Consider the following 15112-nt stretch of genomic DNA (forward strand, 5'->3'; position numbering starts at 1 on the left):
TAATTTAATGAAATCAGAATAACCTCTTCTATTAATTTTATTAGTTTTTATCAAATTATACTCTTAAAAATTATTTATAATAAATATATTTACTAAATTAATAAGTACATTAAAATCTCTTTAAAAATTATATATATGTTGTATAATGATAAAATAAGATATTTCATTTAAGGGAGATTTTATTATGAATAATTATTTGACAGAGGAAAACGTTAAGAAATTAAGAGAAGAATTAGATTATAGAATGTCTGTGGTCAGAGCTAAAATTGCAAAAGAAAAACTTGAGGCAGCAGCTCATGGTGATAGATCTGAGAACGCTGAATATAAGGAAGCATGTAGAAACTATAGAGAAAATGATAATAGAATACAATATCTTTTAACTATGATATCAACAGCAATAATAGTTGAAGAGGAAACTGCTGATAAGTCTGCATTAGGGCTTAATAGCAAAGCTAGAATAAAATTTGTTGAAGATGATGATGAAGATATTGTTACTTTAGTTACAACTATGGATTTAGATTTAGAAAACATGTGTATAAGTATTGAATCAGATTTAGGTAAAGCTTTAATGGGTAAAAAAGTCGGTGATACAGTAGAAGTAGAAGCTCCTGGTGGAAGCTACACTGTAGAAGTCTTAGAAATCTTATAAATTTTTAAAAGAACTATAGATATAGCATAAAATCTTAATTATTTTAATAAAGGTGTAAAATCTCAAATTTAAACAATAGAGATTTTACGCCTTTAATTTCTGGACTTATTTTAGCTAGTTATGAGGTATTAGCTAAAAATCAACATTTACCTAAAACAGATTCCCAAACAAAAGAGTCACCACACTTAAAAGTGTAGTGACTCTTCCTATATACTTAATCAAATTTCATCTTTTAAAATCTAACTAATCATCTTATTATCTAGCAGTTCTTAATGTTATACTTTCTTTGCTTGAAAGCTCTCCATTAGAATATTTAGCAGCAATCTTGAAATTATAGATTGTATGTCTGTTTAATCCATTAAAGTTATATGATGTTTCTTCAGTTCCTATTTCAGCAACCTTTTTACCATCTCTATAAAGAACATATCCTTCTAAGCCTTTAGTTGATTCTGGAGCTTCCCAAGTTACAACTACGTTTTTCTTGTTTATTTCAGAAGAACCAAAGTTTCTAACTGGCTTAACTACTATCTCTTCTTCTCCATCAACTCTTTCAAGAGCTTCCATAGATGCTTTTAGGTTTGTTGTAATCTCATCAACTTGTTCCTTAGTAGTCTCTATATTGTTGTTTAACGCCTTTGCATTATTTAATACTTCTTCAAAGGCAGTCCAACTTTCAACTGTGTAATCACTAGATACTAATTTTGAAGCTTGAACTAATAATTCATTTAACTCTCTAGCTTCAACTAATCCACCCTGTGCCTCTTTAAGTTTATTTCTTAATACACTTAATTGTGATAAGTTTATTACTTCTAAAGAATTAACTTTATTAGCTACACTATTATATCTATCTGCAGAAGCCTTTGTATAGTCAGCCTCATTTATATCTTCTACTAAAGCCTTTAATTCATCAATCTCCTCAGTAGTAGCTGCTCTATCCTTCTTAGTAACACTAATTTCTTTCACAGCTGCGAAGTTTTGTCCATTAAATGTGGAAAGAGCTGTTAATCTAATTCCATTAGCTTTTATAGCCTCATCTAACTCTATTTTTTCTTTAACGCCATCAGTGAACTCACTTTCTTTGACAATTCTCCATTCTCCACCTATATTAGCCTCTAATTTATATCCTTTGATTGAACCATTTGTTCCTTTTCCACGAGATAATACATTTACAGTATCAAACTCTATTTCTTCTCCAAAGTCAACAGCGAGCCAGTGTTTTCCACTATGATTATCAGCTCCATTATAGTTTGTATGCCATAAAGTAGCTTCATTTCCATCAATAGCATATGATGCAGGCCCATCATTACCACTTGGTGGATTCATTTCTGAACAAGCACTTGCTTCCCAGTTTTCTCTGTTATATTCTATAATATCTGATCCTTCATAAGAGTTTGCTATTTCTCTTGCTTCATCGTAGTAAACTGAACTATTTCTTAATTGAATATCTCCCATAATTCCATTAAAGTTATTATCACTAACCTTAATAGTTCCACCGCTTATTTCTTGATTTATAATTGATTTATCATATACAGAATTTATTAATTCTCCATCAATATAAATCTTAAGCATTCCATTAACTTCTCTAACTGCAGATATATGATGTAATTCTCCATCATTTACTTTACCAACAAAAGTTGATTCTGTTGAAGTTGGAACATATTCATCAGTTCCAAAAGTTCCATGTGCTTTTTCAACCACAGTAGTTACCTCTGACTTAGAGTTAACATTTAAATCTTTAACTTTAAAGTTTACATATCCCTCATCATCAATTGATAACTTAATGTCATCTCCTTGACTTAATAAATTTACATTAGTTGACGTAGTATCAACTGCCATAGTCACTGCAAAGTCAGTTGTTCCTTCAAAGCTCTTAGTTGTATCAACTTCATATTCCTTATTCATTTCTAAGAAATAAGTATCTGAATTTCCATTGTATTTTTTATTTATATTTTCTCCGCCAATTAATTCATCACCATTTACTATTGATACAACATTTCCATTTTGGTAAACAGGAATTGTTAAGCTTGTTGTTAATGAATTACCTAAAGCATCTCTCTCTCCATTAACATTTAAAGTTACTTCTTTATCTAAAGCTTCATTAGTAGTTATAACAATAGTTCTATAATCATCTAATAACTTAACTTCAGCCACTTCTGCTCCTTTAACTGAATAAACTCCCTCACCATTTTCAACACGCTCATTGTATTTTATAGTGATTTCATTCTCTCCTGTTACCTTTGCAGAAACTATTTCTGCCTCTTCAGTATCTACTTTACCATATTGAAGTATTCTAGTTTCATATGGTTTTAAAGTTACTGTTATACTATCTCCGTAAGATACTGTACCAGCATCTCCAACAACATATGGTAATACTTGATTTCCTTTTAAGTTTGAAACTGATTTTGGAACACCAACTATATCAGTTAATTCTAAAGTATATTCTTTAGTCTCTCCAGTTGGATTTCTAAATGAAACTATACCTTCATTTCCATTCCATGCAGAATATCCATAAACTCCTTCTGTAGCTCTGTTTCCAAATAATTTAGCCTTTTCTAAAATATGAGCATTGCTTTCAGCAAAATCTAAAGCATCTGCATTAACTCTCCATTTTTCATCATCCATTATTGATGGTGAATAATATAATTCCCAGAATGCTGTTCCACGAACTGCATTTGCAAATAAGAAGTCTCTAAAATCCTCTGTAGTTGCTGAACTACTATCTGATACTCCATATATTGGATCATGGTTATATATATTTTTTGCTGGGAATTGAACTTGATTTGACTTATAAAGATTGTAATAAACATTATCTCTATAAGTTATTTTTTGTTGATGTCTTGATCCAGTTCCAGCATGACCAGTATCACCTGAATCTTGTACCCATACAGTGTTTACCCATTGAAGTAACCATGGACTTAAGTTAACATAGCAAGTAGCATTTATAAATAATCCTTTTCCTTCTTCTGCTCTACTTTCACGCATTGTATCCCAAGCATCAGTCCATTTCTCCCATAAATCTGTTGTATAATACATATTGTTATGGCCACCAGTCATGTGATCATGATTTGAATTTGTACAAGGTCTAAGTGCAAATCCATCTAATTTCCAATAGTCTATATCAAATCTTTTTTGATAATCTAAGAATAAACTTGTTAGATTCTTTACATATTTATCTGAACCTACACAAACATTAGTCCAGTAATCATTTTGGGCATATCCAGTTCCCATTTTTTCTAGATATCTTGCAAACCCACTAAAGTAGTTATATCCACCTTGAGGTCCAAGCCATAATCCAAACTTAGATTGGAATTTATTTGTTAACTCTGTAGATGTATATAACTCATTTGGGAATTTATCATTGAACTCCCAGAAGTCGGTTCTGTTCATACTATTTCCAGCTTCTGCTGTTGATATATTAGGATTAAACTCTGGATCTCTATAGTTATGCCATCCATCATCAACAACATAAGAATCAACTGGCTCTACTCCATTTTCAGTTAATCCTTTTTCAGAACCATAGAAAGACTTTGAAATACTCTCATCTGTAATTGTAAGCATGTTATCATACCATGAGTTATATTGTTTTCTGAACTCAGTTGGTGTAGCTATTTCTGAAATATACTCAAAGAAGTCTGTTTGTACAACATCTGTGTCTACGCCCTCTGCTGCCCCAACAACATTTTGCCATGATACAAATTTCCCATCTGTAGTTAACTGATTATCTCTTTCTAATTGTTCAAAAGTCTTACCACTATAATATCTTATTTGCATTTCATCATTTACTACATCTGTATCTGCCGCTGGGAATTCTGAGCCAAAGAACATACCATTTGCATAAATAGGTTGTCCAAGCATTAACTCATTCTTACCAATCCACATTGAAGATACATCTTTTAAATCTGGATGTGACCAAACTGTGTCTTTTATATTATCATCTAGTACAAAGTGATCTAAATCAATATAATCAATTTGTGCTTCTTCATTATTAGTTATAATTTCAAGGAATGATCTCATATAATGATCATCATCTTCAAGAACTGTTACCATATCAATGTTATATTCTGTTCCAAAAATCTCATATGGCTCATATGAAATAGTAAGCTTTTTACCATTCTCAATATCTTCTATCTTTGTATTAGACACATCTATTGTCAAATCACTTGACTTAATTTCTGTTTTTGGAGTTTCTGGAATCACATATTTATCAGAATATAAGTTTATTTCTGCTCCCGAAAACTCTTGAGTATTTCCTAAAGCATCTGATAACTGATCAATTCTTATATATCTTGTTTCATAAGTTTTATCAAGATTTCCATAAACCACATCACCTACATTGTGTAGATTTCCTTCTTGATGTAGATTATAATCCTCTGCAGTAAATTCACCTTCACCTGCCTCTGTCCAATTCACCCCATCTTCACTTACGTAAAGTTTGTATGCTCCCATTGTTCCATTCTTACCATAATTAGCATCAGTATATCCAGGACGTTTTAAATATGAAAAAGATGATACTGTCTTAACTTCACCTAAATCAATTTTCAATGATGTTGGGTATCCAGTTATTCTATAACTATCAATGTAAGTATTTTTGTCTCCATCAAATAGCTTAGTAATATCTGTTTGAGGATACTCAGTTCCATTTTGAACAGAAAGTGTTCCTTTCCAATTATCTCTTTGTAAAACTTCTGTAGGTAAAGTAGGCTCTGGATTTTCTAGTTCAGGTTTTATTGTATTGATAACAAAATCTTCTGAGCCAGCCTGTGGAATTATATTAGTATTAGCTCTACTATTTTCTATTTCACTTGTTAAAACCTTTCCTTCAGCAATTGAAAACTCTCTTGAAATGAATTCGTTTCCAATAAATAACTTGTCATCACTTTTGCTAGCTGTAACATTGCTACTCTTATCCTTACTATCTGCTAATACAGCCATTGGTGCAATGTTGGTTAAAGCAACACTAAGACCTAATGTTAGAGATAAAGTTTTTTTTGAAAATTTTTTACCCGGCATTTCATTTCCCCCTCAAATTCTAAATTAACTTAACAAATATATTAAATTTTAAATATATTCTTTTACCCTCAAATATAAATTTAATAATTTACTTAACTTTTTCACATTATTTTACTTTTATTACTTATTTTACCAATTATATTGTAATTATATCACTACCACTTCTCCAATTCAACTATTAATTTCACCATAAAAATTTTTATATATGACTTTAATTTATAATCTATTACATAAAATTGAAAATATGTTTTATTTTTGTTAATGGTAATTTATAATATTCTTATATATAAATTAAAAGAAAGGAGGATCTTTTTAGAACTTTAATCTATTTCTATGTTTTAAAATAGTATTGATTCTAAATAGAATCTATAACTAACTAAAATCAATAATAATTTAAAGCATAATCTAATTAAAAAATATTCTTAAAAAAATTAAAGTAAGGGGTTAATTTATGAAGAAATCTAAGGGTAGATTCACTAAAATTTTAAGTAATTCTTTAACATTAATTATGTGTTGTTCCCTTCTTCCAATGGGAACTTTACAAGCTCAAGCTAAGGAAGAGAATAATTCTCTAGACACAGAAGAAGTTATAACTATTATTGATGATTCTGAAAAAGGTACTGGCTTAAATCAATTTAACTTTTCAGAAGGTTGGGTAGCTGATAGAGCTTCTGTTGATTACAATGGTACTGAACATTGGACAAATCAAAATAGATGGTCAAATGGAAAGGCACCATCCTTTGAACTTAAATTTAAAGGAACTAAAATAGAACTTTATGGAAAAAAGGATAATGACTTAGGTATTTATGCCATAAGCATTGATGATAATAAAGCTATTGAAATAGATGCCTATAATCTTGATGCTCAAAATCAAGAGAAATTATTTGAGGCTTCTAATTTAACTAATGAAGAGCATACTCTAAAGTTTCAAATCTTAGATAAGAGAAATCCTATGGCAAACAGTTCAAAACCCTTAGGAGCTCAAATAGATTTCGCTAAGGTCTACTCTACTGAAATTGTAGATCCTAATAAAGAATATGTAACACCAGTAAACGATCACACTATTGGTGATGATTTATTCCAATTTACTTATTCAAGTGGTTGGAGTGAAAGTACTGGCATAGGTTCTTTCTATAATGGTGATGAATTCTGGACTTTAGCTACTGCTGATTTTCAGCCTAGTTATACCCTAAAGTTTTATGGGAACAAAGTAGAATTATACGGTGTTAAAGAACCTTCTTCTGCTATATGTGAAGTTACTATAGATGGTGGTGAGCCTGAGGAAATGGATCCATACAACCCAACTAGATTAGTTGGTCAAAAGTTATATGAAAAAGAGGGATTATCAGATGGTGAACACACTCTTACTGTAAAAGTTACTCATAGAAAAAATCCTTCTTCAAGTAGCTATAATGGAGAAATAGATTATGCAAAGGTTTATCATAAACAAATTCCTGCTACTGGAATAACTTTTAATACAGAGGGTATTCAAATTGAAAATGGTATAAGTGATTCAGTAAACGCAACAGTCATTCCTTCATACTCAACTCAGAAAACAATAAACTATTCAATAGAAGATGAAAATATAGCTTCTATTGATGAGAATGGTGAAATAACTACTAAAAATGAAGGAGAAACTAATATAATTGCTACTGTTAAAGGAACTAATATTTCTAAAACTATACCATTAAAAGTTACTAAGGCAGGAGCTCTTCTTGGTGCCGCTGTTGGTTCCACAGATTTTCATTACCTTCAAAAAAATTATAATGATATAAAAAAATTAAATTCAAATACATGGAATTATGTAGCTTGGATAGGAGATGAGCTTAATTCTAAAATTGTTACTTGGACAAAATCATCCCCTGTTAATAATGTTACAGTAACTTCAAGTGATTTTATAAATGAAAATGGAAATACAATTTCTTCAGATAATGTTGAAATATCTTGGCTTAAGGAGACTTTAGCAAATATAGGTCGTGGTAACCCTTCTGCTCCTGTTGAGCCATTCCCAGATATAATCCATAAATCTGGTTCATTAAATATAGAATCAAAGAAAGTTACTTCTGCATGGGTTAATATTTCAATTCCTAGAGATGCAAAACCTGGAGTTTATACTGGTTCTTTAACTGTAAATGCAAATGAATTAGAGGAACCATATGTTTTTGATTATTCCTTTGAAGTTTTAGATTTAGTACAACCTCTACCCAAGGAAACAAATACTCAAATTGAATTATGGCAGCATCCTTACACTACAGCGAGATATTACGGTATAGCTGAAGAGGATTTATTTACAGAAAAGCATTTTAAATATTTAAGAGATAATCTTGAAGAGTATAGAGATATGGGTGGTCGTGGTGTTATAGCTAATATAGTTGAAGAAGCTTGGAACCATCAATCCTACGATAGTGATCCTTCAATGATTAAATGGACAAAAAAATCAGATGGTACTTTTGAATTTGACTACTCTCACTTTGATAAGTGGATTCAATTTAATGTAGACCTAGGAATTTTAGACCCAGAGAATGGTTTTGGACAAATAAAATGTTACAGCATAGTTCCTTGGAATAATAGAATCCAATACTTTGATGAAAGCACCAATAGAAATGAATCTATTAACCCAAGACCTGGTAGTGAACTTTGGATAAATACTTGGACTCAATTTTTAACTTCATTTATGTCTCATCTTGAGGAAAAAGGTTGGTTTGATATAACATATATTTCAATGGATGAAAGAAGTATGGATGATTTAAGAGCTTCTGTTGATTTAATTGAAAGTATAACAAATCAGTCTGGAGAGCATTTTAAGATTTCATCTGCTATGAACTATCAAAGTGGAAATGATTATTCTTTCTTAGATAGAATAGATGATATCTCAATTGGTTTATCTCATATAAATCATAATTCTGATGATATGAAAAATATGGCTGCACACAGACAAGAACTTGGATTATTAACTACAATATATACTTGTACTGGAGATTATCCAAATAGCTTCACAATAAGTGATACTGCCGAAAGTGCTTGGACTATGTGGTATTCATTAGCTCAAAATACTGATGGATTTATGCGTTGGTCATGGGATGGATGGGTTGAAAATCCATTAGAAAATGTATCATATAAATATTGGGAGCCTGGTGATCCTTGGTTTATATACCCAGCTGAAAAAGATAGTACTACTAATACCTTCTACTCTACTCCTAGATTTGAAAGATTAAAAGAAGGTATAAGGAATATAAATAAAGCTAAATATCTAATGGAAAATGCTCCAGGATTAAAGGATGATATAGATGCTTTAGTTAAATCACTTAAAAGACCTAAGCAAGGTGGAAATGGATATGGCTCTGCAGTAGCTGCCTCTCAAGCTGATAAAGATTTAACTATTTCAGAAGTAAATAGAATGAAAGATGGAATAAATGATTTTGCAAAAGAATTCATCTCATCACAATATGAAAATATAATAGTTAATCCTGTTAAAAACTTTGAAGTACTAGAAATCAATAAGACTAATGTTTCTGTCACTTGGGAAGCTCCTAAAACCACTAATGGCTTAGAGGGATACATTCTTTATAAGGATGGTAAAAAAGTAGTAGAATTAAAACCTGAAGAAACTACTTATAAATTTACTAATTTAAATAGACACACTATTTATAACTTTAAAATAGCAGCTAAGTATAGCAATGGTAAAATCTCTAATAAGGAGTCCATTACCTTAAGAACTACAAGATAAATTTTCATATAAAAAAGACCTTATTCTTTTAAAACATAAGAATAAGGTCTTTTTTTATTTAGTTTTGATTTTAGCTAATCCTTTAAATAAAACGAATATTATTTTTTTATTTAACTTTATTTTTAGAAAGTATTTATTTTAGCTAACCATTAAACACTACTTACTTTCAAACAGGTCATGTAGTTTCTTTTCTCTTGCAACTAGTTTTTCTACAAATTCTGTTTTTGGGTTATTTAATATTTCTCTAGGCTTTGCATATTGCTCTATTTTCCCATCATTCATAACAAGAATCTTTGTTCCAAGTTTAATTGCCTCTGAAATATCATGAGTTACAAAAATAATGGTTATATCAGTTTGCTTATGAATTCTAATTATTTCCTCTTGTAATTGTCCTCTAGTAATTTCATCTACAGCTCCAAAAGGTTCATCCATTAAAAGTAAGTCTGGTGATGTTGACAATGCCCTTGCAATTCCTACTCTTTGTTGTTGTCCTCCAGAAAGTTCATCCGGGTATCTACCTAAAAGTTCTTCATCTAATCCTACAATATCCATCCACTTCTTCACTGCATTTTTTGTTTTCTCTTTATTTTTTTTATTTAATAAATTAGGAACATATGCAATATTTTTTTCTATGGTCATATGAGGGAAAAGAACGCTCCCCTGTATTGAATAACCTATATTTCTACGAAGTGATATAATATCTTCCTCTTCAATATTTTTATTTCTAACTAGTATGGTTCCTTCCTCTGGTTTTATAAGACCATTTATCATCTTTAAAATCGTTGTTTTTCCGCATCCTGAACTTCCTATTACAGTTAAGAACTCTCCTTGTTCAATATCAAGATTGAAATTCTCTATAACTGTATTTTCCCCATAAGCTTTCTTTATATTTTGGAATTTAATAATTGCACTCATTTTATTCTCCCCCTATTTAAGAATTCCCTTTTCTATCAAGAATTCACGAGCAACAACTTCAGCGTCAATCCCTTCTGTCTCTACTCTATAATTTAAGTATGCCATCTTTTCATCATCTAAAATTCCCTCAAGCTTCTTGAAAACATCATTTAATTCAGGATACTCTTCTAAGATTTCATCTCTTACTACCATGGCTGCCATAGCTGAAGAAAAGAAATTTTTATCATCCTCTAAAACTACAACCTCAGCAACTGCAAGCTGTCCATCCGTAGTGAATATATCCATAACATCAACTTTACCTTCATTCATAGCCTGATATTTTAATCCAATATCTAAATCAACAGCTTCTTTAAAATTGAATCCATATTTTGAACAAAATGCCTCATATCCATCTGGTCTCTCATAAAAATCATACTCTGCACCAAATACTAACTTGTCAGATATTTTAGCAAGATCTGAATAAGTTTTAAGATTATATTCTTCTGCTATATCCTTTCTTACAGCTAATCCAAAAGTATCATTAAAGCCTAATATTCCTGTCCATGCGAAATCATATTTTTCTGCATATTCTTTCTTTAAATCTTCATACATAGTTTCATCATAAAATCCTTCATGCTTTAAAACCATATTCCATCCAGTAGAAGTATACTCTGGATACATATCAAACTCTCCACTTTCCATACCTGGCATAATATTAGATGTACCTCCACCAACACCTTGAGTTAATTTAACTTCTAAATCCATGTCTTGTTCAATTACATCTTTTAGCATAGCTCCTATTATATACTGTTCAGTCATAGGTTTTGTAGCAATATTTATAGTATCAATGCTACCTTCTTTTGTTAATACTCTTCCCAATATTAATGCAAAAATTATAATTAAAATAATTCCTACCACTTCTTGTTTCTTTCCCCTATTTCTTCTCTTTCTTTTTCCTATATTCTCGACTTTACTAAGAATAAAATCTACTAATATAGCTAATAAAGCTATAAGTAAACTTCCTGCCAAAGTCATAGCCGAATTGTTAGTAGTTATTCCTCTATAAATAGCAACCCCTAGTCCCCCTGCACCTATAAAAGAAGCTATACCAGCAAGAGCAATTGTCATAGTAGCCATATTTCTTATTCCAGCCATAATTACTGGCATTGCAAGAGGAAGTTTTATCTTATATAAAATTTGAAACTTTGTGCTCCCCATTCCCTCGGCAGCTTCTAAAATTCTATTATCAATATTGGTAATTCCAGTATGAGTATTTCGAACCATTGGTAAAAGTGCATATATAGTCAATGCTATAATTGCAGTAGTATTTCCAATACCTGATAAAGGAATTAAAAAACCTAATAGTGATATTGATGGAATAGTATAGACAAAATTTATAATTGCAAGAATTACCTTAGAACTTTTCTTATATTCACTAATTAAAATTCCTATTAATAGCCCAATAATGCAAGCTATAATAATAGCAAGGAGTGAAATTTGCAAATGCTCAAGTAAAAGATTCAAATAGAATTCCTTCTTTTCTGTTAATTGCACAAATATATCACTAATCACCTTTTTCTGTCCCCCTTTATAATTTTTAAAACAACTTTCTATAAATAACCAATTAAGTAAAACACGCTCTTTTTTACTATTTTATAATTAGGAATTACTATTTATTACTTTAAATATTTTTATATGAATTAATCACAAATAACTTAAAATATATTTCAAATCAAAATACTTGAATAAGAAAATTAAAAACATCCTATATTTAAACTTTTAAATATAGGATGTTTTATAAATTTAATCTTCAATTTTATCATTAAAGTTGAAAAAGATTTTTTTCATCTCTTCATACTTTTAACCTATCTCTTAATATTATCTTTTCATTCATAACTTACTATCTCAATGTAGTTAATATATAATTAATAACAGAGAAAAGAGAAGCAATACTTCCTGCTATAAAAGTGATAAGATATACTTTAGTTTTTACAAAACCATATTTCCCATATGCCTCACCAGCAATAAGTATCCAAAACAAGGCAGATATTGCATGAAATGTACTTGGTTCACCAAAAAACATATTGAATACTGCAAGAAATGCAAATAATATTTCAAATAAAACAAAACCTATTTTACGCCCTTGATTTTCAGCATACTCTATACCTTCATCTTTATTGGATTGTTGTCTTTTTTTTAAAACTTCTTCTTTTCTCATAATATCTCCCTGAATAGTTTTGTTATCAGTTATATCTTATTATAAAAAAAGCTATTTGTAAATATATTCCAATAGAATCACAATCATTTTATAATTCAAAGTTTACATCTTTTAAGATTATTAAACTATTTTTCTAAATTTATTATATTAGCACCCTCTATATAGTCTTTAATTATCTCTCGTGCCATATTAAAGTAATTTACACACTTATCAATTATTACTGCATCAGTACTTACAACTCTATCTAATTTTTCTAAAATTACATCTGCATTATTAACTAAATTGACCTCTACATTGATATTCCATTCCTTAGAATACTCTAATATTTTATGCTTTAAATTGCCTGAGTTAGAAACAGGAGAATCCAAATAAAAAATAACATTTTTACAATTATACTTATTCAAAAATTCTCCAATTATTTTTAGAGCCTTATCTGTTTTGTCAATTATTTTATAAGTCCCTCTAAGTCCTGCTAAATCTCTAATACAACCATCACTTCCTATCACTAAAGTTCCTCCTGATAGAGCAACTTCAAGGGTTATTAATAAATTAAAGCCATCTATGTTTATAGCTCCTTCTTTTAAACATTCTAAAGGAAGCATTTTTTCTCTTCTTATCTTCTTACTTTCTTCAGAACAGGCTCCTCTTTTTAAAGAATCTCTCTGTCTTAAAGAAAATTGATATCTATCTCCAACAAACTTAATAACATGATCCATTTTATAATCTCTACTTATTAACCATTCAATTTCTTCTTTTGCTTTTTGTAATCTTTCTTGTTCCTTATTAGAAAACCACCTTTTATCGTCTTCATCAAATCCTCTTCTAGTTACCTTACTCATATTTATCCTCGCTTTAAAATAATACTATATAATTTAAGTATATAACGCTATTTAAATTATATAATATTAGAAATAAAAAAATTCATAATATAATATTATGGATTTTATGTTCTTAATTATTTATAATAGTTTGTCCACTCTTCACATTTATCTAATGTCATATAAATAAATTTTTGGTATTTGGCTAACTCATCATCTTTTAGATTTTTTTCAATTTGCATTTTATTGTCTATCCATTTAATTTGAGTTTTAGTTATTTTTTTAAACTTATCTTCACTAAACTCCATTTTAAAATTCTGATACATATTATTTAATAACTCATCACTTAATTCATAAACAACTTTTGCATTTTCTAAATTACTTACATCATAAGACCTTAAAGTTTTTATTAATGCATTGAGATATCTAAAAATTCCTTGTCCTTTAGTAAGCAATTCTTGTGAATTTATACGTTTCTTTTCATAGTCTTCTCTTATATCTTCTATTATATATGATGTATTACTTCCCCTTATATTAGTTATTTGAGAATTATATTTAATCTCTTTTAAAAAATAAACTATCGTTCCAAATAATACAAGTATAAATAGTAATATTGTTAGATACTTAAAAAAATGACTTTTTTCACTTTTTCTTTTTATCTTTCTTTTACTATTACTTTTAACCACTTTAGACCTATTATTAAATAATATATCCTCAACCTCTAATATCACTTTTCTAAGCTTTTCACTATTTATATGAGCTACATCAAAATAATAAATTTCTCCTACTCTTGCTGAATATAATGCAACTCTATTAATTTCATTATTCATTAAGGTTTTTGATAAGTTCAATGATTTTCTTTTTTTACAAATTACATCTAATACATAGTATCCTATTATTTGTCTAGCATCTATCGCTTTATATCCTAAGCTTTTAGTACACTTAAAATCGTAAAGAGTTCCATCTATATAAATATCGGCATCTGCTCCACCTATTGCATATGAACAAGCACCAAAATCAGGATTAAATTTTACTAAACTATCTTTTTTTACTACCTTATTTATAAAATTTTCTTCAAATACTACCATTAAATTTTTTAAATCATATTTAATTATTTCTGAAGGTTTTTCTAATAAGTCATCTACATCCTTAGGTAATTTTTTACCTCTCCAACATTGCTCTAGTATTGCTAATGTAAATGCACTTTCAATTATAATATCCTCAAGCTTTCTATTATTAAATATATATTTTTGTATATTACTTTTAGCTCTCAAATACCTATTCTGTATCTTATTAAATGTTTTATTAGATAGTTTGTTACCTGAAAAATCAAAGAAATTGTCAGAAACAACTTTTTCTATTGCTTCAATTTTATTTTCAGATATAACTTGGGCAATTCTAAACCTAGCTAAATAATCAAAAGTAGTTCCAACCAGCATTGCATCCTTAGATGTCTCTAAATAATATGGCGCTTTTAAATCTCTTTTTGTCTCAAAGGCTTTATAATTACTTTGTAAAGCTATAAAATCCTTTTTTTCTGGTGTTATTTTTTTAATTTCTTCTTGGAATCTAATACATTCCTCAAAATCTTTACTCTTTAAATAAGTCGTTAAGCTCACCTAATTTCTCCTTTACATATATTCTCACTGCAACATTATATCTAATAAGATAAAAACGCTCAATAATATTACTAATTTCTTCACTATTTATATAAAAAAACACACAAGATACTTTATATACTCTACCTTGTGTGTTTATTTAAATTGATTTTATTTTTAAAATTCTCTATTAAAAGT

8 protein-coding genes are annotated in these 15112 nt (G+C 29.1%); 2 read left to right on the top strand and 6 right to left on the bottom strand.

From position 1 onward, the window contains the following. The first annotated feature begins 184 nt into the window (after positions 1-184). Complete coding sequence (locus AC2JAQ_RS08285) at positions 185-649, top strand: GreA/GreB family elongation factor (RefSeq protein ID WP_488456011.1); 465 nt, start codon at positions 185-187, stop codon at positions 647-649. A 255-nt stretch (positions 650-904) separates the two neighbouring features. Here AC2JAQ_RS08285 and AC2JAQ_RS08290 read toward each other — a convergent pair whose 3' ends face one another. Beyond that, on the bottom strand, positions 905-5659 hold the full coding sequence (locus tag AC2JAQ_RS08290) for a discoidin domain-containing protein (protein WP_488456012.1): 4755 nt from the start codon (positions 5657-5659) through the stop codon (positions 905-907). Between the two features lie 451 nt (positions 5660-6110). Between AC2JAQ_RS08290 and AC2JAQ_RS08295 the strand changes: the two genes are divergently transcribed. Next, positions 6111-9386, top strand: a complete 3276-nt coding sequence (locus tag AC2JAQ_RS08295; protein WP_488456013.1) for a glycoside hydrolase domain-containing protein — start codon at positions 6111-6113, stop codon at positions 9384-9386. A gap of 156 nt (positions 9387-9542) precedes the next feature. Here the strand turns inward: AC2JAQ_RS08295 and AC2JAQ_RS08300 are convergent, their stop codons facing one another. The 5 genes from AC2JAQ_RS08300 to AC2JAQ_RS08320 form a co-directional block, all read right to left on the bottom strand. After that, positions 9543-10301 (bottom strand): ATP-binding cassette domain-containing protein, encoded by a 759-nt coding sequence (locus tag AC2JAQ_RS08300; protein WP_488456014.1) that lies wholly within the window; start codon positions 10299-10301, stop codon positions 9543-9545. Between the two features lie 12 nt (positions 10302-10313). Continuing rightward, complete coding sequence (locus tag AC2JAQ_RS08305; protein WP_488456015.1) at positions 10314-11852, bottom strand: ABC transporter permease/substrate-binding protein; 1539 nt, start codon at positions 11850-11852, stop codon at positions 10314-10316. A gap of 328 nt (positions 11853-12180) precedes the next feature. Then, positions 12181-12498, bottom strand: a complete 318-nt coding sequence (locus AC2JAQ_RS08310; protein ID WP_488456016.1) for a DUF6442 family protein — start codon at positions 12496-12498, stop codon at positions 12181-12183. A gap of 125 nt (positions 12499-12623) precedes the next feature. Continuing rightward, positions 12624-13337 (bottom strand): DUF434 domain-containing protein, encoded by a 714-nt coding sequence (locus tag AC2JAQ_RS08315; RefSeq protein ID WP_488456017.1) that lies wholly within the window; start codon positions 13335-13337, stop codon positions 12624-12626. 116 nt (positions 13338-13453) lie between these two features. Continuing rightward, positions 13454-14935: a hypothetical protein gene (locus AC2JAQ_RS08320; protein WP_488456018.1), complete on the bottom strand. Its 1482-nt coding sequence runs from the start codon at positions 14933-14935 to the stop codon at positions 13454-13456. Positions 14936-15112: the final 177 nt, after the last annotated feature.

It is taken from the genome of Clostridium sp. LIBA-8553, from assembly GCF_057782465.1.

Bases quoted from the DNA above. Each gene is read 5' to 3' on its own strand.
- AC2JAQ_RS08295 (WP_488456013.1), top strand. From the start codon at position 6,111: ATGAAGAAATCTAAGGGTAGATTCACTAAAATTTTAAGTAATTCTTTA.
- AC2JAQ_RS08315 (WP_488456017.1), bottom strand. From the start codon at position 13,337: ATGAGTAAGGTAACTAGAAGAGGATTTGATGAAGACGATAAAAGGTGG.
- AC2JAQ_RS08285 (WP_488456011.1), top strand. From the start codon at position 185: ATGAATAATTATTTGACAGAGGAAAACGTTAAGAAATTAAGAGAAGAA.
- AC2JAQ_RS08300 (WP_488456014.1), bottom strand. From the start codon at position 10,301: ATGAGTGCAATTATTAAATTCCAAAATATAAAGAAAGCTTATGGGGAA.
- AC2JAQ_RS08310 (WP_488456016.1), bottom strand. From the start codon at position 12,498: ATGAGAAAAGAAGAAGTTTTAAAAAAAAGACAACAATCCAATAAAGAT.
- AC2JAQ_RS08290 (WP_488456012.1), bottom strand. From the start codon at position 5,659: ATGCCGGGTAAAAAATTTTCAAAAAAAACTTTATCTCTAACATTAGGT.